This is a genomic window from Heterorhizobium halophytocola (assembly GCF_017873095.1).
Taxonomy (GTDB): Bacteria; Pseudomonadota; Alphaproteobacteria; order Rhizobiales; family Rhizobiaceae; genus Allorhizobium; species Allorhizobium halophytocola.
Map to the genome: position 1 here is coordinate 75,858 of NZ_JAGGJU010000011.1, position 17,680 is coordinate 93,537.

Genomic DNA, 17,680 nt, shown 5'->3' on the forward strand with positions numbered 1-17,680 from the left:
GCAAAGCCTGCTGCGTCCACTGCGGAATGACCGCATGAGATTTCTTCACGTGCGCCCTGTCGCCGGGGCGGCTATAGCAGACGCGGTGCCTTTGCCTTTGCGTCATGTTCATGCCGCGTTCCGGCAGGGGAGCCACGAGATGCCAGTTCTTGCGGAGACCCTGATGACCGAGACGACGACCAGCCCTCCCCCTCTGCAAGGCGTCCGCGTCATCGAACTGGCCCGCGTGCTGGCGGGCCCCTGGGCGGGACAGATGCTGGCCGATCTCGGCGCCGACGTGATCAAGGTGGAAAACCCCGATGGCGGCGACGAGACCCGCGCCTGGGGCCCGCCCTTCGTCGAGGGCGCAGACGGCGCGCATCTGTCGGCTGCCTATTACCATTCGGCCAACCGCAACAAGCGCTCGATCGACATCGACTTCCGCACCGAAGACGGCCGCCAGACCGTGCGCGACCTGATCGCCAGCGCCGATGTGGTGATCGAGAATTTCAAGCGCGGCGGCCTGGCGAAATACGGCCTCGACTACGACAGCCTGAAAGCCATCAATCCGAAACTGATCTATTGCTCGATTACCGGCTTCGGCCAGGACGGTCCCTATGCCGACCGCGCCGGTTACGACTACATCGTCCAGGGCATGTCAGGCTTCATGTCGGTCACCGGCACGCCGGATGGCGAGCCGATGAAGGCGGGCGTCGCGATCGCCGACATCTTTACCGGCGTCTATGCCGTCACCGCCATTCAGGCAGCGCTCATCCATGCGATGAAGACCGGAGAGGGCCAGCATGTCGACATGGCGCTGCTCGACGTCATGGCCTCGGTGCTGGCCAACCAGAACATGAACTACCTGATCTCCGGCAAGGCCCCCGGCAGGCTTGGCAATGCACATCCCAATATCAGCCCCTACGAGGTCGTGCCGGCCGCCGACGGCTACCTCATTCTGGCGGTCGGCAATGACGGGCAGTTCGCCCGTCTCTGCACGATCCTCGGGCTGGAAGCGGCCGCAAGGGACGAACTGTTTTCGACCAACAAGGCGCGTGTCGCCAATCGCGATGCCGTGCGCGCCCTGGTCACCGCCGAAACCGCCAAATGGACAAAGGCTGACCTGATAGCTGCCTGCGAAACCCATGCGGTCCCCGTCGGTCCGATCAATTCGATAGACGAAATGTTCGAGGACCCACAGATCGAGGCGCGTGGCCTGAAGATCACGCTGAGGGACAAGGCGGGCACCGAGATCCCCGGTGTCCGCAGCCCCATCATGCTGTCGAAGACACCGCTTGCCTACCAGCGACCGAGCCCGCGGATCGGCGAACACCGCGATGAAATCCTGAGCGAACTTGCCGACATCAAGCGAAAGGCTTCGACATGAAAAAGACAGGCGGCCAACTGATCGTCGATGCCCTCAAGGCCAATGGCGTTTCGCGCATCTCCTGCGTTCCGGGGGAAAGCTATCTCGCCGTTCTCGACGCGCTCTATGACAGCGGCATCGAGACCGTGGTCTGCCGCCAGGAAGGCGGAGCCGCGATGATGGCCGACTGCTGGGGCCGCCTGACCGGTGAGCCCGGCATCTGCATGGTGACCCGCGGCCCCGGCGCCACCAATGCCTCGGCCGGCCTGCATATCGCCCGTCAGGATGCCATCCCGATGATCCTGTTCATCGGTCAGGTGCAGAGCGATGCCCGCGAGCGCGAAGCCTTTCAGGAGGTCGAATATCGCCGCGCCTTTACCGAATTCGCCAAATGGGTCGGCGAGATCGACGATGCCGCCCGCATCCCCGAATTCGTCACCCGCGCCTTTGCCATCGCCACCTCCGGCCGGCCCGGGCCGGTCGTGCTGTCGCTGCCCGAAGACATGCTGGTACGCGAGGTCGAGGCCGTCGAGGCGCAGCCCTACACGGTCGTCGAGGCACATCCCGGCCGCCGCCAGATGGCCGAACTTGCCGAACTGCTCGGCGATGCCAAGCGTCCGATGCTCATCCTCGGCGGCACCCGCTGGACGCCGGAAACCGTGGCCGCCATGGGCGACTTCGCCGGCAGGCATCACCTGCCCGTCGGCTGCTCCTTCCGCCGCCAGATGCTCTTCGACCACCTGCACCCATCCTATGCCGGCGATGTCGGGATCGGCATCAATCCGGCGCTGGCACAGGAGATCAAGCAGGCCGACCTGATCCTGCTGGTCGGCGGACGGATGTCGGAAATGCCCTCCTCCGGCTATAGGCTGATGGATATCCCCTACCCGCAGCAGACACTGATCCACGTCTATCCGGATCCGTCCGAACTTGGCCGCGTCTACCGGCCGGATCTGGCGATCTGCGCCAGCCCCGAAAGTTTCGTCGAGGCGCTGGGTGAGCTTGATCTCCGTCCCGATGCGGAACGCGCGCAGCGGACAGAGGCGATGCACCAGTCCTACCGCGCCTGGTCGACTCCGCCGAAGACCGGCCCCGGCGCCGTGCAGATGGGCCCGATCATGGCCTGGATCGAGGACAACACCGCCGACGACACCATCTTCACCAATGGCGCCGGCAATTACGCGACCTGGGTGCATCGCTTCCACCGCTTCCGCCGATATGGCACGCAGGCCGCACCGACATCCGGTTCGATGGGCTATGGCCTGCCGGCGGCAGTTGCCGCCAAGGCGCTTCACCCGGAACGCGAGGTGGTCTGCTTTGCCGGCGACGGCTGCTTCATGATGCACGGCCAGGAATTTGCGACCGCCGTTCGCTATGGGCTGCCGATCATCGTGCTGCTGGTCAATAACGGCATATACGGCACGATCCGCATGCATCAGGAGCGGGAATACCCGGGACGCGTCAGCGCGACGGATCTGACCAATCCGGATTTCGCCGATCTCGCCCGCGCCTATGGCGGCCACGGGGAAACGGTCGAAACGACGGCTGATTTCGCTGCCGCCTTCGAGCGGGCCCGCGCCTCCGGCAAGCCTTCGATCCTCGACATCAAGCTCGACCCGGAAGCGATCACGCCGGCGCGCACGCTGAGCGAAATCTCCGCAAGCAGTCGCTAACAAGACTTTCGTCTCAAGACGATAGAACTGTCAACGGACTCAGTTTGGGAAGTGCATGATTTGATGCGCGAAGGGGCCGGCTCACGCCGGCACCGGCCGACCTACTGCCGGGCCCGTGTCGGCCCCTGGTGGCTGCGGCCGTCGAAGAAAACCGAATCGACGGCACTTGCCGGAAGGGCACGACCAAACAGATAGCCCTGGCCGACATCGCAACCGAGCTGCGTCAGGGCCTTCAGCTGGCTTTCGCTCTCGATGCCCTCGGCCGTCGTGGAAAGACCGAGACCATGGCCGAGCCCGAGCAGGGCCCGCATGATCTTCGCCTGCTTCTCGTCGCTCTCGAAATTGACGACAAAGCTGCGGTCGATCTTGATCTTGTCGAAGCGGAAGCGCGAAAGCTGCGACAGACTGGAAAATCCGGTGCCGAAATCATCGAGCGCGACGCGGATCCCGGCGGACTGAAGGGCGGCCAGCATGTCCTCGGCCTGTTGCGGGTCGATCATCAGCGCTGTCTCGGTGATCTCGATCTCCAGCCGCTCTGCCGGCAGGCCGGTCTCGCCGAGAACCTGCAGGATGCGCAGCCCAAGGGCCGGATCGCGAAACTGAACGGGCGAGATATTGAAGGCCAGGGTGATATAGGCCGGCCATGTGGCGGCCTGGGCGCAGGCCTTGTGCAGCAGTTGCTCGCCGAGTTCGACGATCAGACCGGTTTCCTCGGCCAGCGTGACGAATTCCGCCGGCGGCACCTCCTCGCCTTTCCACCACCAACGCGCCAGAGCCTCGAAACCGTTGACGTCGCCGGATTTCAGGTCGATCAGCGGCTGATAGAAAGGCGTGATGCTGCCGTCCCGCAGCGCCTGGCGCAACCCGTGCTCCATCGAGATGCGCCGCCGAAGCGCATAATTCATCGAATCCTCGAAGCGGACCAGCTGGTTGCGTCCGCCGCGTTTGGCAACATACATCGCCGCGTCGGCATGCTGCATCGCGATCCGCAGGTCTTGCCTCTCGTCGCCGGTGGCGGCAATGCCGATACTGGCGCCGAGTTCCACAGGGCTGTCCATCAGCGTCAGGGGCTGGCGAAGGCCGTCGAGCGCCGCCTGCGCCATGGCCTGTCCTGCGCCCTCGTCGCCGGAGAACTGCAGGATGATGAATTCGTCGCCGCCGGCCCGATAGACCGGAAGACCGGCATAGGCTTGCGCCAGCCGTCGCGCCGCCTCGAACAGCGCGAGGTCGCCGACATCGTGGCCCAGCATGTCGTTGACCCTCTTGAAACCGTCAAGATCGATGGAATGAACGATACAGGGCTCTTTTCGCGGCGCCCGGTTGGCCGCTTCGACAACCTTTTCCAGTTGATGGCGATTGCCGAGCCGCGTCAGCGGATCATGCAGCGCAAGCCAGTCGAGATCCTGCTCGGCCGTCAGACGCGCCTGGATGACGCCGTACAGTTCTACCGACCGCAGGACCGAGAACATCAGGCTGCCGAGACCGACAAAGACCAGCGCCAGCACCACCTCGTCGAGCTGGTAATTGTCATGGGCGACGACGAATTTCATCACCAGTTCGAACAGGTCGAAATAGGCGAGAACAGCCCAGACGCCGAAACACAGGGAAAACAGGACGGCGGCCTCGATACGAGCCCTTTTACCAAAGAGTGTGGACGCCAGCATATTCCAACCCTCGGAAAGAGCCATCATGGCCAGAAAACGCAGCCGCTTCCGACCCAACTGCTGCGCCTTTTGGGCATGGCGCCAGTGTCGGGAATATCGTCAAAACATTAAGAGTTACTTATAAACAAAAAACGGCGGCCGCTTCCAAAAGCAGCCGCCGTGCGAATATCAGGTGGCCGAAAGCCTCAGACGGCTGCGGTAACCGTGAATTCGACCTTGTATTTCGGTGCGGCAAGCTTGGCTTCGCTGGTCGCGCGCGCCGGAGTGTTGGCCGGATCGATCCAGGCTTCCCAGGCAGCATTCATTTCGGCGAAGTCCGACATGTCCGACAGATAGATCAGTGTCTGCAGGATCTTGGTCTTGTCGGTGCCGGCTGCAGCCAGAAGACGGTCGACTTCGGCCAGGGCATATTTGCACTGGTCGGTAACGGTCTCGCCCTCGCCGACCTGGCCCGAGAGATAGACGGTGTCGCCGTGGATCACGATGCCGCTCATGCGGGCACCCACTTCGAGACGCTTGATGGTCATGCAAAACTCCTATGCTAGTGAAAACAATGGGCGAGCAGGACGCCCGCCGGGCAGATATCAGCCGCGCAGGTGCAGCGTGTGCTGGTAGGCAGCCGTCGAGCGGGCGCCAGACCGGCAATAGCCGAGCATCGGGCGATCCAGATCGTCGAGCGCATCCATCATGCCGCGAACGGTCTCTTCGGTAATCCCCATCGGTCCGACAGGGATATGGGTGATCTGCAGCCCGAGTTCCTCGGCACGCGCCTTGATCGAGTCGAAGGTCGGCTGTCCCGGCTCTTCGAAATCGGGGCGATGGCAGACCACGGACTTGAAACCCTTCGCCTTGATCTCGTCGAGATCGGCGACAGTGATCTGACCGGAAACGGCGTATTCTTCGCTGACCTGCCTGATATCCATGGCCAAATTTTCCTCCGCGTGAAAGTCCGCTTTGTCTAAGCCGCGCGCGCCGGCCCGTCAATTGCCAAGCACCGGACGACGAGAGCGAACCGGTCGTCAGACAAACGCGATCTGCAGCGCATAATCCCAGGTTTCGCCGGGCATCAGCATCGTCAGCTCGCCGCGCTTTGCAAGCTCGTCGCGACTTGCCATGCGGTGCGATACCGGCTCCAGCCCGAGCACGGCCGCCGGGTCGTTCTGATTGTGCCAGACCTGCAGATAAGGCAGCGTGTCGGTGCGGAAACGGACGACAAGGGTCTTCCCGCCGGCCCTGGCCAGCGGCCCGAGACGCACTTCCGCCCAGCCGCCATGGCCTGCCTCGACGCAGAACAGCCCCCCGGCCGGATCGCCGAATCGCCAGCCGATCTCGCCGCCCTCGATCATCGCGCCGGCCAGTCTGGTGTTGTCGTCGAAATGCTTCGAGCCGATATTGATGTGGTACATCAACATGCCGGGAAACGGCTCGCCGGACGTATTGGTGACGCAGTCCTTCAGGTGAACGACGCCGGTCTCCGCGTCAATATGCCAGTGACGGTTCATCACCGCCGTCCCGCCATTGGCCAGGGCCACCGCGATGCGACCGCGGCAGTCGGCGCTGTCTTCGAGCGATTCGTCCAGCAGATCGGCAGCATGACCGGAAAACGAGCCATGCAGCGGATAGCGGCGCTCGCTTCTCGCCTCCATCCGTTCGGGATGGCGGATATGATCGGGTCCGCAGGTAAACAGAAAACCTTCCAGCGAGTGGTCGATACGGGGATCGCCATCGTCCGGGATCGCCCGGCCCGGCGCCAGATCCGTGCCTTCAACCACGCAGGCGCGGATGTCGAGCACAGAGGTGGGATCGAGGGACAGACGCGGTCCCCGGGCAGCCTTGAATTCCATGATATTCGCCCCGTGCGAACTTTTTTGCCGCCCCCACGTTTTTACTGTCGTGAAGGCATTGCAATGCCACAGTTATCCCGCATCAACGGGAGCCCGTTAACAAACGGTTCAGCATCAATTCATCTTTTGGCGTTAACTGTCAAACGGGCAATCAGCCGGGCTTGGATTTGGATAATATGAAGAAGAATGTGACACTTGGATGGCTCTCGTACCCGATGGTCGCTGTTGCGATCGGCGCGACGATCGCACCCCTCACAGACGCATCGGCACAGATGATCTTCCGGCGTCAAGCCCAGCCGCAGCAACAGCAGCGTACTCTGCTGGTGACGCCGCAGGGTGAGATTCTCGACTATGTGCCCGAACGCGGCAGCGTCACGGTGCGCGTCGACACGGAGGGCCGCAACGTCCTCATCGATCAGTACGGCAATGTCGTGGCGACCGAAGTTCCGGCCCGCAGCTATTTCCCGCGGGCCCAGCCGCAAAACGACTATTCCATGGACCAGCCGCAGCGCGTGCCGCCCGGTGTCGATCCGGGCTATGGCCAGGACAGCGGCTATGCCTCGACCAATGCCGATTTCGGCGACGGCGTCGTCACCGGCACGGTGCCTGCCGATCCGCAGATCGACCGGCAGCCGCTCGACGAACCGTCAATGCTGCCGGAACCCGATTCGCAGTATTCGGATCAGGGGCAGGAAATGCAGCCGATGACCAAGACGGCCCAGCCGGAAATTCCGGTCGGCAAGCTGTCGCGCAACGAGATCACCGCCCTCCAGGTGTTTCTCGACCGTGAAGGCGTCTCCCCCGGCGTGATCGATGGCAAGATGGGCCAGAACGTCAACAAGGCGATCGTCTCCTGGGAGAAGATCAGCGGCGAGACGCTGGACCCGAACAATTCCGACGACATCATCCAGCGGCTGCGGCTGTCCGGCGGCATGGCGTTTACCACCTACACCATCAGCGCCGGCGATGCGGCCGGCCCTTATGTGGCCTCGATCCCGGAAGACTACGCCGAAAAGGCCCAGCTCCCCTCCCTCGCCTACACCTCGCAGACCGAAATGCTGGCCGAAAAATTCCATATGGACGAAGGCTATCTGAAGGAGCTCAATCCGGGCGTCGACTTCACCGTGCCCGGCACCAATATCAAGGTGGTCGATCCCGGTCCGGCCAAATCCGGCCAGGTTGCCAAGATCATCGCCGACAAGGGCCTCAAGCAGGTTCGTGCCTATGACGAGAGCGGCAATCTCGTCGCGGCCTATCCGGCCAGTATCGGCTCTTCCGACACCCCCTCGCCGTCCGGCACCGTGACGGTCGACCGCGTGGCCTTCAATCCGGGCTACACCTACAACCCGAAGGTCAACTTCAAGCAGGGCGGCAATGACAAGGTTCTGGCCATTCCGCCGGGCCCGAACGGGCCTGTCGGCACCGTCTGGATGGCGCTGTCGAAGCCGACCTACGGCATTCACGGGACACCGGAGCCGTCGCTGATCGGCCGCACCCAGAGCCATGGCTGCGTGCGCCTGACCAACTGGGATGCGACCGAACTGGCCAAGATGGTCAAGCCGGGCGTCACGGTCGAGTTCACGGAATAAGCCGGACAGCCTGCCCCTGCCGCTTGCCATGCCAACCGACGGCCTTGACCTGAACCATGGTTGAGGCCGTAGCCTTTCCGGATCGTTCAACAGGATGATCAGGAGCATGGCATGTCTGCATTCGGCAAGGATGGCGTCACCGGCCTCTATGAAACCCACCTTCCCGTCGCCCGCCTGGAACGGGCAATCGACTTCTATGAAAACCGGCTGGGCCTGGAGCGCGCCTATACGAACGACGAGCGTCGTGTCGCCTTCTTCTGGGTGGGCGGCAAGCAGAGCGGCATGCTCGGCCTGTGGGAAACCGGTACTGCACCTCTCGGCATGCGGCTGCATTTTGCCTTCCACGCCAGCGAGGAATGGCTGCTGGACGGCTGCAGCCGGCTGCGCGACGCCGGCATCTCACCCCTCGGCTTTCACGGCGAGGCCGTCGAAGAGCCCGTCGTGATCGGATGGGTGCCGGCGATGATGCTTTATTTCAAGGACCCCGATGGCCATTCGCTGGAGGCTCTGCACGTTCTGCCCCAGCCCCCGGACCGGGCTTTTGGCATCCGCAGTCTGACCGCCTGGCGGCAATACGCCTCCTGAAAGCCGATAAAGGACCGCACCCCGGGCGAGACATGAAGAAAGCCGCCCTGGCGGGGCGGCTTTCTCATGGCCTGATACGCACTACCTTTATACGAGGCTCAAGCGGCGCTGCGTACGAGACGCAGGAATCGGCGGGGTTCCTGACTGCGCATGACGCGCACCGGCAGAAGCTGAAGGACCTCGTCGGCAAAGCTGCGGGCATTTTCCTGCGCCTTGTCGATATTGCTGGTCCGGGTGGGATCCATGGAATAGAGCGTGCCCCCATGGTCGAAGAGATCGCGGTAGGCGGAACGCTCGACGATCGGTGTATTGATGACATTGACGCCGCGGGCGGCCAGCAGTCCCTTGACGGCCAACAGCGCACGGGTGGTGACCATCGATGTGACCCGCGTCAGCGCCACCGAATGCGGAATGACCATCCGGCCGGTGCTTTCCATCAGCTTGATCAGGTCGAGGATCTGGGCCGCACCCTTGGCATCCATCGCACAGCCCTGGACGGGGATCATCACGTGATCGGACAGGCCGATCGCCGCCGTTACCAGCGCGTCACGGGCGCCTGCCAGATCGACGATGATGTAGTCGGTGGTCGATTTCAGCTCGCGCAGATGTCCTTGCAGCGAAGCCAGCGAGACCTCCGAAATCACTTCGAGATTGCGCTGCACCCCGGAAAGCTCGAACCACTGGGTAATCCAGCGCTGCGGGTCCGCATCGAGAATCGCGACCCGGTAACCCTGATGTGCGAGTTCGGTGGCAAGAAGCAGGGCTGCGGTGGTTTTCCCGGCGCCACCCTTGGCATTGGCAAACGAAATCACTGGCATGCTATTTCCTCAAGATCAAAGTGCCTGAGCCTGGTCATCGCTCTCGTCGAGCCCCTCATGGCTGCTCATGTCTCAAGGATTAAACTTTATGGTTAACAAAGCGCTAAAACACTCCCCATGAGAGTTGTGGTTTAGTTTTCAGTGATTTTTCCAAGCCCTTGCAAATAATGAAAAATTCTTCCGGATCGCTCCGGAAGAATATTTAATATTAGCGATATTTGATAGATTAATAGCAGCTTTCGAACAGCGCCCTGGTGTTTTCCAGCGTCAGCGGCACCGGATTCCCGCCTGCACTCGGATCCTCGATCGCCATGGCCGCCAGTTCGTCGATCCGGTCGTTGCCCACGCCGAGTGCCGTGAGGGTGGCCGGAATATTGAGTTCGGCGCGCAGCGCCGTCACGTAGTCGCAGAAACCGTCGAAGCCGCCGGCGATGTCCAGATAGGCGGCCAGCTTGTCGATCTTCTTCTCGATCGCCGGCCGGTTGAACGCCAGCACCATCGGCATCACCACGGCATTCGTCGTGCCATGATGGGTGTTATAGACGGCACCGATCGGATGCGACAGGGCATGGATGGCGCCGAGCCCCTTCTGGAAGGCGACCGCGCCCATGGCGGCAGCCGACATCATGTTGGTGCGCGCTTCCGCGTCCACCTGGTCATGATAGGCCCGCGGCAGGAACTCCTTGACCAGCCGCATGCCCTCCAGCGCGATGCCCTGGCTCATCGGATGATAGAACGGCGAGCAATAGGCCTCCAGGCAATGGGCAAAGGCGTCCATGCCGGTGCCGGCGGTGATCGATTTCGGCATGCCGAAGGTCAGCTCCGGATCGCAGATGACGACACCCGGCAGGATCTTCGGATGAAAGATGATCTTCTTCACATGGGTTACCGAATTGGTGATCACCGAGGCGCGGCCGACTTCCGAACCGGTGCCGGCCGTGGTCGGTACGGCGACGATCGGCGCGATCTTCGAAGCATCCGCCCGGGTCCACCAGTCGCCGATGTCCTCGAAGTCCCAGATCGGCCGCGTCTGGCCGACCATGAAGGCAATCGCCTTGCCGAGATCCAGCCCCGAGCCGCCGCCGAAGGCGACGACGCCGTCATGGCCGCCGGCCTTGTAGGCTTTCACGCCTGCTTCGAGATTGATCTCGTTGGGGTTCGGATCGACGTCGGCAAACAGCGCCGAGCCCAGCCCGCCCTCTTCCAGTACCTCGAGTGCGGCCGCCGTGATCGCCATCGTCGCAAGGCCACGATCGGTCACCAGCAGCGGCTTCTGCATGCCGAGCGACTTGCAGGCATCCGCCAGCTCGGAAATGCGGCCACGGCCGATCCGGACATTGGTGGGGTAGCTCCAGTTGGCGACGATATTCATTGGGTGACTTTCTTCAGATGGTAGGATTTCGGTCGTGTGAGGTTCTGGAAACCGAGGACGGACAGCGATCCGCCGCGCCCGGTATCCTTGCAGCCGGTCCAGCAGAGTGCCGGATCAAGATAGTCGGCCCGGTTCATGAACACGGTGCCGGTGTCGATCTCGCGGCCGAGCCGCCCTGCCCGCTCCGCGTCCTTGGTCCACAGCGAGACGGTGAGGCCATAGGGGCTGTCGTTCATCAGCGTCAGGGCTTCGTCGTCGGTCTTCACCTTCATGATGCCGACGGCCGGGCCGAAGGTCTCCTCGCGCATGAAGGACATGGAATGATCCACATTCACCAGGATCTGCGGCATCAGATAGGCATGACCGTCATCCTGAGGGAAAAGCTTGGGATCGACCAGCGCCTTGGCCCCCTTGGACACCGCGTCATCGATCTGGTGGCGCACATGGGCGGCAAAACGGCGATGCGCCATCGGCCCCAGCGTCGTCTCCGGGTCGAGCGGATCGCCAAGCTTGTAGTTCGACACCCAGGCAACGGACTTCTCGACGAACTGATCGTAGAGGCTCTCATGCACATAGATGCGTTCGATGCCGCAGCAGCACTGCCCCGAATTGAAGGTGGCGCCATCCATCAACGTGTCGACGGCGGCATCCAGGTCTGCATCCTCCATCACATAGCCGGGGTCCTTGCCGCCGAGCTCCAGGCCGAGGCCGGCAAAGGTGCTGGCTGCCGCCCGCTCGATCGAGCGGCCGCCTTCGACGGAACCGGTGAAGTTGATGAAGTTGAAATTGCCGGCGGCAATCAGGGCATTGGTCGTCGGGTGATCGAGGAAGAGATTGACGAAGACGTCGTCGGGCACGCCGGCTTCGACGAAGGCGCGCACCATGCGCTCACCGACCAGCAGCGTCTGGGTGGCATGCTTGATCACCACCGTATTGCCGGCCATCAGCGCCGGCGCGATCGTGTTGATCGCGGTCATATAGGGATAGTTCCACGGCGCGATGACGAAGACCACGCCATGCGGTTCGCGCTCAATACGGCGCTCGAAGGCGGCGCTCTCCTCGATCACCAGCGGCTTCAGCGCGTCGGCTGCAATGTCGGCGACATAGTTGGAGCGCTCGTTGAAGCCCTTGAACTCGCCACCGTAGCGCACCGGGCGGCCCATCATATGGGCGAGTTCCGGCACCACGTCATCGACCATCTCGTTCAGCCGCGCCACGCCCTTCAGCACCAGCTGGACTCGATCTTCGAGCGGCCGGCGGGCCCAGGCCTTCTGCGCCTTGCGCGCACGCGCCACGGCTTCGATCGCCGCCGAAAGGCTCATCGCCTCGCGCTCGGCATAGACCGAACCGTCCACAGGCGAGATACATTGCAACATCGTCATCAGTCTTCTCCTTCGGCCTCAGCAGGCCAGTACTTTCACATGACCCGCCGCGCCATAGTCCAGAATGGCGCGGTCGCGGGTGATGATCGTCAAATCATGTTCGCGCGCGGTGGCGATGAGGATGCGGTCGGCGGGATCACCATGCAGCGGTTGCGGCAGGAAAGAAGATCCCACCAGCAGATCCACCGAAACATCCAGCACCGACACTTCATGCTCCATCGCAAACCGTTCGAACCACGACAGCGGCGGCTGCGTCAGGGTCAGCCGACCCTTTGCCACCAGCAATCCAATCTCCCAAGCCGAAAAGGCACTCAGATATAGGACGTCACTCCTGTCGCTACTCTCCTCCAATGCGGTCTCCGCCGCCACGCCTAACCGTTCCGACCTCGCCAGATACAAGATCAGGCAGGTGTCAAAAAGATATCGGGTGTTCGTCATCATAGACCCGTCCCCATTCCGGATCTGCGGGGGCCGTCAGATCCACCCCAGGCGCAACGGTGACGGTACCCGCCATGCGATGGCGAATGCGTTCAAGAAAACTTTCTCGCTTTGCCACCACATCCTCCTGTTCGGGCGCTCCTCCCATATCGAGTGCCTCCTGCCCCTGCTCGCCAAACCCGCCCCACTCCCCACGCCGGTGCATCGCCACCGTGTCCAGCGACAGGCCTAGAAATGCGGCTATGCCGTCCTGCTCCTCCGCGCTCATCTTGCGCTCGCCCTTCAGCATGCGCGAGACGGAACTCGGGTCGAGGTTGAGAAAGTCCGCAAGCGCCCGGGCCGATGTCCCCTTTTCCTCCAGCATGCGATAGAACCATTCGCTGTCGATTGCCATCCCACGATCTCCAGAGCGAAACACACGCTAAACTAGCATTTCGTTGCGGTTTCGACAATGAAGGCAGCACGCATTGCGATAACCTCAAGCCCTCTCGAATCCGCGTGCGACCTCCCAATCCGTCACCCGGCGATCATATTCCTCCTGTTCCCATTCGGCTGCCCGGACATAATGGTCAATCACGTCGTCGCCGAAGGCCGCGCGCAGCATGTCGGAGCCCTTCAGCGCTGTGGTCGCATCGCGCAGCGTGCGTGGGATCTCGCGGGCATCCTGGGCGGCATAGGCATCGCCGGAGAATTCCGGTTCGAGCGTCATCTTCTTCTCGATCCCGTCGATGCCGGCCGCAAGCAGCGCCGCCATGGCGAGATAGGGGTTGAGATCGGAGCCGCCGACGCGGCACTCGACGCGGATCGCCTTGGTGCCCTCGCCGCAGAGGCGGTAGCCGGCCGTGCGGTTGTCCTTCGACCAGATCGCCTTGGTCGGCGCGAACGTGCCGGCAACGAAGCGCTTGTAGGAATTGATATAGGGTGCCAGGAAATAGGTGATGTCGCCGGCATGGGCGAGGAGCCCCGCCATGTAGTTGCGCATCAGATCCGAGATCCCGGACTCGCTGTCCTTGTCGAAGAACAGCGGCTTGCCGTCGAGCGACCAGAGCGACTGGTGGATGTGCGAGGAAGAACCCGCCGCGTCATAATGCCATTTGGCGAGGAATGTGATCGACTTGCCTTTCGACCAGGCGATCTCCTTGCAGGCATTCTTGATGATCACGTGCCGGTCGGCCATGACGAGCGCCTCGCCGTAGCGGACATTGATCTCCGCCTGGCCGGCGGAGGCCTCGCCCTTGGAGTTCTCCACCGGAATGCCGGCGCCCTGCAGACCCTTGCGGATCGCGCGCATCACATCCTCTTCCTTGGTCGTCTGGAAGATGTGGTAGTCCTCGTTATAGGCGCTGGCGAGCTTCAGGTCGCGGTAACCCGCAGCCTGCGCCTGTTCGAAGGTCTGGTCGAACAGGAAGAATTCCAGTTCCGAGGCCATGAAGGCCTTCATCCCCATGGCTTCAAGCCTCGCCACCTGCTTTTTCAGGATGGCGCGCGGCGAATGCGGCACTTCGGCATGGGTGTGATGGTCGAGCACGTCGCAGAGCACCAGTGCGGTGCCGTCCAGCCAGGGCGTTTTCCTCAGCGTCGAAAGATCGGGCTTCATCGTGTAGTCGCCATAGCCCTTTTCCCAGCTCGTCGCCTTGTAGCCGGAGATGGTTTCCATCTCCATGTCGGTCGCCAGCAGATAGTTGCAGCTATGGGTTTCCTCATAGGCGCTTTCAACGAAGAACTCGGCCTGGAACCGCTTGCCCATCAGCCGTCCCTGCATATCGACCATCACGGCGAGCACGGTGTCGATATGGCCTTCGGCGACATCCTGTTTCAGTGCGTCAAAGCTATAGGGCGCAGTCATCGGTCCAATCCTGAATTCTCCGGGCAAACCCCGGCAAAAAGCCTCTCGTGTTCAAACGGATATCCGGGGCCCTGCGAGCCCCGGACGGTGTCGATATCGGGCAAGCCCCACGGCTCAGCCGTAGCGGTAGGGCGGTCCTGCCTTTTCCATCACGGTCTGGTAGTCCTTGAGGATCTTGACGACCTTGGCGGTGCGCTCGGTCTGGCCTGCAATCTCGTCCCAGAACTCGTGCGCCTTGTCTTCGACGGTCTTCCATTCGGCATCCGGAATGGTGGTGAGCTCCAGCGGGCTTTCGCCGGCGCGCAGGGCCGCCTCGCCGCCCCAATACCAGTGCAGGCGGTGATAGTGGGAGCTGTCCATGCAGACCTTCCACAGCGCCTGCAGGTGTTCGGGCACTTCCTTCCAGCGATCGGCATTGGCGAAGAACGAGCCGCACCAGCCGCCGGAGATGTTGTTGGTGAGGAAGTATTTCACCACGCTTTCCCAGCCCACCGTATGCACTTCGGTGATGCCCGACCAGGCGACAGCATCGATTTCGCCCGTCTGCATGGCGACCGGCGTATCCTCGTAGGGGATCGTCACCGGGATGACGCCGAACTGCTCGAGGAACTTGCCGGCGGTCGGGAAGGTGAAGACCCGGAGGCCCTTCAGGTCGGCCAGCGACTTGATCGGCTTGTTGGTGGAGAAGTTGCACGGATCCCAGGCGCCCGCCGAGAGCCACTTCACGCCGACCTCGGAATAGGCCTCGTCCCAGATATCGGCGAGACCGTATTTGTAGAACAGCGTCGGCACGTCGAGGCTGTAGCGCGAGGCGAACGGGAAGTAGCCGCCGAACACCTTGATGTCGACGGGCGAGTTCATCGAATCGTCGTCCGACTGGACGGCATCGATGGTGCCGGCCTGCATGGCGCGGAACAGTTCGCCGGTCGGCACCAGCTGGTCGGCGGTGTAGAGCTGGATCTCCATCTGGCCGTTGGCCGCCTTGTTGAAGGCGTCGACGCAGGGGCGCACGACCTCTTCGGCGAGCGCCGCACCGGCATAGGTCTGCAGGCGCCAGGTGATCTTCTTGTCCTGCGCCTTCACATAGGGCGCTGCCAGGGCCACCGGTGTGGCGGCGGCGGCAAGGCCGGCTTTCCTCAGAAAATTACGTCTGTTGGTCATTGTCTGTTTCCCTCTTCAATCTGTTCTTACTCGGTTGCCCCCGTCGATCGGTCGGCGGAAGGTTGGCGAATGGGGCCGTTGGCCGGCCTCTTGTTGACTGTCGTCGTGTCGGACGTCTGAAGTTTGCCCCCTCACCCCCGCACATAGACATGGTTCGGCAGCCAGGTCGCGATCGACGGGAAGGCGGTGACGATCGCCAGCCCGAGAATCATGATCGCGACGAAGGGCACGACGGATTTGTAGATGTCGATCAGCCGAATCTCCGGCGGCGCCATGGCCCGCATCAGGAACAGATTGTAGCCGAAGGGCGGCGTCATGTAGGCCACCTGGCAGGTGATCGTGTAGAGCACGCCGTACCAGACGAGATCAAAACCGAGCTTGCCGACCAGAGGAATGTAGAGCGGCGCGACGATCACCAACATGGCCGTGTCGTCGAGGAAGGTGCCCATGATCAGATAGGAGATCTGCATCAGGATCAGGATCTCCCAGGGGCCTAGTCCCAGTTCGCCGACCAGCAGGTGCTCGATCGCCCGGACAGCACCGAGACCGTCGAACACGGCCCCGAAGCAGAGCGCCGCCAGGATGATCCACATGAACATGCAGGAAATGCCGAGCGTCTGTTCGAGCACCTTGTTCCAGACCGCCCAGTTGAGCCTGCCCTTGATGGCAGCCGCCACCATGGCCGACAGTGCACCGACGGCCGAGCTTTCCACCAGGCTGGTGATGCCCATGACGAACAGGCCCATCATCAGGAAGAAGATGACGAAGGGCAGGATGCCGGCGCGCAGCAGCTTCAGCTTGTCGATCAGCGGCATGGCGCGCTCTTCCGGCGGCAAAGCGCGGCCGAGCTCCGGGTTCAGCTTGCAGCGGATCAGGATGTAGATGATGAACATCGCCGCCAGCAGCAGGCCCGGAAAAACGCCAGCCATCCACAGCTTGCCGACCGGCTGGCGGGCGATCATGCCGTAAAGCACCAGCACCACGCTCGGCGGCACCAGGATGCCGAGCGACGAGCCGGCCTGTATGACACCCGACACCATGATCTTGTCATAGCCGCGCCTGAGCAGTTCCGGCAGCGCGATGGTCGCCCCGATCGCCATGCCGGCGACCGAGAGCCCGTTCATCGCGGAGATGACCACCATCAGACCGATCGTGCCGACGGCAAGACCGCCGGGCAGGCCGCCGAACCAGACATGGAAGGCCTTGTAGAGGTCTTCCGCGATACCCGATTCCGACAGCATGTAGCCCATGAAGATGAACAGCGGCAGGGTCAGCAACGGATACCACTTCATCAGCTTCATGCCGGCGGAAAAGCCGAGCTCGAAGCCGCCATTGCCCCAGAGCACGGCAGCGGCCACGACGGCGACGAAGCCGATCGCGGCAAACACCCGCTGTCCCGTCAGCATCGACAGCATCATCGAGGAGAACATGAGCAGGGCGATCATCTCGTAGCTCATGCGATCGGCCTCCCGATGGCGACGGCCAGATCCTTGAGGAAGATCGAGGTCGCCTGCAGGAAGGTGAGCAGGATGCCGACCACCATGATGATCTTGATCGGCGCCATATAGGGCGACCAGGAGGAATAGCTGGTCTCGTTGAATTCCAGCGCATAGGTGGTGCTGGAGACGCCGCCATAGAGCAGGAAGAACAGATAAACGAACAGCATGAAGATGGTGAAGACGTCGAAGATTGCCTTGGTGCGCGGCGAGAACTGGCCATAGACCAGATCCATCCGCACATGGCTGTCGAGCTGCAGCGAATAGGCGCCGCCCAGGATATAGTAGCCGGCCATGACGAACTGGGCCATTTCCAGCGTCCAGTTGGCCGGCAGCAGGAAGGCCTTCGACAGCGACGAATAGAGCAGGATGCCCATCAACACGAAGATGCCATACATGACGATGCGGCCGAGCCGACGGTTGAACCCGTCGACAAACCAGATGTAACGCTTCACCGCCTCAGGCAT

Annotated in this window: 17 protein-coding genes; 4 read left to right on the forward strand and 13 right to left on the reverse strand. The window is 62.4% G+C overall.

All coding sequences use genetic code 11. The features are described from left to right. The first annotated feature begins 163 nt into the window (after positions 1-163). On the forward strand, positions 164-1,366 hold the full coding sequence (gene caiB, locus J2Z17_RS18905) for a succinate--glutarate CoA-transferase (protein WP_209947389.1): 1,203 nt from the start codon (positions 164-166) through the stop codon (positions 1,364-1,366). After that, positions 1,363-3,018, forward strand: a complete 1,656-nt coding sequence (locus J2Z17_RS18910; protein WP_209947208.1) for a thiamine pyrophosphate-binding protein — start codon at positions 1,363-1,365, stop codon at positions 3,016-3,018. Before caiB ends, J2Z17_RS18910 begins: the two co-directional genes overlap by 4 nt. A gap of 101 nt (positions 3,019-3,119) precedes the next feature. Here the strand turns inward: J2Z17_RS18910 and J2Z17_RS18915 are convergent, their stop codons facing one another. The 4 genes from J2Z17_RS18915 to J2Z17_RS18930 form a co-directional block, all read right to left on the reverse strand. Then, positions 3,120-4,682, reverse strand: coding sequence for a putative bifunctional diguanylate cyclase/phosphodiesterase (locus J2Z17_RS18915; protein WP_209947209.1), 1,563 nt, complete (start codon positions 4,680-4,682; stop codon positions 3,120-3,122). 185 nt (positions 4,683-4,867) lie between these two features. Continuing rightward, on the reverse strand, positions 4,868-5,209 hold the full coding sequence (locus J2Z17_RS18920; protein ID WP_209947210.1) for a RidA family protein: 342 nt from the start codon (positions 5,207-5,209) through the stop codon (positions 4,868-4,870). A 57-nt stretch (positions 5,210-5,266) separates the two neighbouring features. Further along, positions 5,267-5,605, reverse strand: a complete 339-nt coding sequence (locus J2Z17_RS18925) for a protein tyrosine phosphatase family protein (RefSeq protein ID WP_209947211.1) — start codon at positions 5,603-5,605, stop codon at positions 5,267-5,269. A 96-nt stretch (positions 5,606-5,701) separates the two neighbouring features. Then, a complete protein-coding gene (locus tag J2Z17_RS18930; RefSeq protein ID WP_209947391.1) occupies positions 5,702-6,529 on the reverse strand; it encodes a DUF4432 family protein in 828 nt (275 codons plus the stop codon). A 173-nt stretch (positions 6,530-6,702) separates the two neighbouring features. Between J2Z17_RS18930 and J2Z17_RS18935 the strand changes: the two genes are divergently transcribed. Together J2Z17_RS18935 and J2Z17_RS18940 are read left to right on the forward strand one after the other, a co-directional pair. Continuing rightward, on the forward strand, positions 6,703-8,115 hold the full coding sequence (locus J2Z17_RS18935) for a L,D-transpeptidase (RefSeq protein ID WP_377300181.1): 1,413 nt from the start codon (positions 6,703-6,705) through the stop codon (positions 8,113-8,115). A gap of 111 nt (positions 8,116-8,226) precedes the next feature. Beyond that, the gene (locus tag J2Z17_RS18940) at positions 8,227-8,700 is read left to right on the forward strand and encodes a VOC family protein (protein WP_209947212.1); all 474 of its coding nucleotides are present in this window, start codon (positions 8,227-8,229) and stop codon (positions 8,698-8,700) included. 98 nt (positions 8,701-8,798) lie between these two features. On the opposite strand, the gene J2Z17_RS18945 is transcribed toward J2Z17_RS18940, so the two are convergent. The 9 genes from J2Z17_RS18945 to J2Z17_RS18985 all read right to left on the reverse strand — a co-directional run bounded on the left by J2Z17_RS18945 (position 8,799) and on the right by J2Z17_RS18985 (position 17,680). Beyond that, on the reverse strand, positions 8,799-9,518 hold the full coding sequence (locus J2Z17_RS18945; RefSeq protein ID WP_209947213.1) for a ParA family protein: 720 nt from the start codon (positions 9,516-9,518) through the stop codon (positions 8,799-8,801). 226 nt (positions 9,519-9,744) lie between these two features. Then, on the reverse strand, positions 9,745-10,890 hold the full coding sequence (locus tag J2Z17_RS18950; protein WP_209947214.1) for an iron-containing alcohol dehydrogenase: 1,146 nt from the start codon (positions 10,888-10,890) through the stop codon (positions 9,745-9,747). Then, entirely contained in the window at positions 10,887-12,272 is a 1,386-nt protein-coding gene (locus J2Z17_RS18955) for an aldehyde dehydrogenase family protein (protein WP_209947215.1), read from the reverse strand. Before J2Z17_RS18955 ends, J2Z17_RS18950 begins: the two co-directional genes overlap by 4 nt. An 18-nt stretch (positions 12,273-12,290) precedes the next feature. Further along, positions 12,291-12,713 (reverse strand): type II toxin-antitoxin system VapC family toxin, encoded by a 423-nt coding sequence (locus tag J2Z17_RS18960; protein WP_245224212.1) that lies wholly within the window; start codon positions 12,711-12,713, stop codon positions 12,291-12,293. Next, complete coding sequence (locus tag J2Z17_RS18965) at positions 12,685-13,104, reverse strand: helix-turn-helix domain-containing protein (protein ID WP_209947216.1); 420 nt, start codon at positions 13,102-13,104, stop codon at positions 12,685-12,687. The genes J2Z17_RS18960 and J2Z17_RS18965 overlap by 29 nt, the downstream gene beginning before the upstream one ends. Positions 13,105-13,188: 84 nt before the next feature. Next, positions 13,189-14,556, reverse strand: coding sequence for a glutamine synthetase family protein (locus J2Z17_RS18970; protein WP_209947217.1), 1,368 nt, complete (start codon positions 14,554-14,556; stop codon positions 13,189-13,191). Between the two features lie 114 nt (positions 14,557-14,670). Then, the gene (locus tag J2Z17_RS18975) at positions 14,671-15,717 is read right to left on the reverse strand and encodes a TRAP transporter substrate-binding protein (protein ID WP_209947218.1); all 1,047 of its coding nucleotides are present in this window, start codon (positions 15,715-15,717) and stop codon (positions 14,671-14,673) included. Positions 15,718-15,848: 131 nt separating this feature from the next. Continuing rightward, on the reverse strand, positions 15,849-17,174 hold the full coding sequence (locus tag J2Z17_RS18980) for a TRAP transporter large permease (RefSeq protein WP_209947219.1): 1,326 nt from the start codon (positions 17,172-17,174) through the stop codon (positions 15,849-15,851). Then, complete coding sequence (locus tag J2Z17_RS18985) at positions 17,171-17,680, reverse strand: TRAP transporter small permease subunit (RefSeq protein ID WP_209947220.1); 510 nt, start codon at positions 17,678-17,680, stop codon at positions 17,171-17,173. Before J2Z17_RS18985 ends, J2Z17_RS18980 begins: the two co-directional genes overlap by 4 nt.

Excerpts from the sequence above, each read along its gene's own strand:
- caiB (WP_209947389.1), top strand. The coding sequence starts at position 164 with ATGACCGAGACGACGACCAGCCCTCCCCCTCTGCAAGGCGTCCGCGTC.
- J2Z17_RS18910 (WP_209947208.1), top strand. The coding sequence starts at position 1,363 with ATGAAAAAGACAGGCGGCCAACTGATCGTCGATGCCCTCAAGGCCAAT.
- J2Z17_RS18915 (WP_209947209.1), bottom strand. The coding sequence starts at position 4,682 with ATGCTGGCGTCCACACTCTTTGGTAAAAGGGCTCGTATCGAGGCCGCC.
- J2Z17_RS18920 (WP_209947210.1), bottom strand. The coding sequence starts at position 5,209 with ATGACCATCAAGCGTCTCGAAGTGGGTGCCCGCATGAGCGGCATCGTG.
- J2Z17_RS18925 (WP_209947211.1), bottom strand. The coding sequence starts at position 5,605 with ATGGATATCAGGCAGGTCAGCGAAGAATACGCCGTTTCCGGTCAGATC.
- J2Z17_RS18935 (WP_377300181.1), top strand. The coding sequence starts at position 6,703 with ATGAAGAAGAATGTGACACTTGGATGGCTCTCGTACCCGATGGTCGCT.
- J2Z17_RS18940 (WP_209947212.1), top strand. The coding sequence starts at position 8,227 with ATGTCTGCATTCGGCAAGGATGGCGTCACCGGCCTCTATGAAACCCAC.
- J2Z17_RS18945 (WP_209947213.1), bottom strand. The coding sequence starts at position 9,518 with ATGCCAGTGATTTCGTTTGCCAATGCCAAGGGTGGCGCCGGGAAAACC.
- J2Z17_RS18950 (WP_209947214.1), bottom strand. The coding sequence starts at position 10,890 with ATGAATATCGTCGCCAACTGGAGCTACCCCACCAATGTCCGGATCGGC.
- J2Z17_RS18955 (WP_209947215.1), bottom strand. The coding sequence starts at position 12,272 with ATGACGATGTTGCAATGTATCTCGCCTGTGGACGGTTCGGTCTATGCC.
- J2Z17_RS18960 (WP_245224212.1), bottom strand. The coding sequence starts at position 12,713 with ATGATGACGAACACCCGATATCTTTTTGACACCTGCCTGATCTTGTAT.
- J2Z17_RS18965 (WP_209947216.1), bottom strand. The coding sequence starts at position 13,104 with ATGGCAATCGACAGCGAATGGTTCTATCGCATGCTGGAGGAAAAGGGG.
- J2Z17_RS18970 (WP_209947217.1), bottom strand. The coding sequence starts at position 14,556 with ATGACTGCGCCCTATAGCTTTGACGCACTGAAACAGGATGTCGCCGAA.
- J2Z17_RS18975 (WP_209947218.1), bottom strand. The coding sequence starts at position 15,717 with ATGACCAACAGACGTAATTTTCTGAGGAAAGCCGGCCTTGCCGCCGCC.
- J2Z17_RS18980 (WP_209947219.1), bottom strand. The coding sequence starts at position 17,174 with ATGAGCTACGAGATGATCGCCCTGCTCATGTTCTCCTCGATGATGCTG.
- J2Z17_RS18985 (WP_209947220.1), bottom strand. The coding sequence starts at position 17,680 with ATGCCTGAGGCGGTGAAGCGTTACATCTGGTTTGTCGACGGGTTCAAC.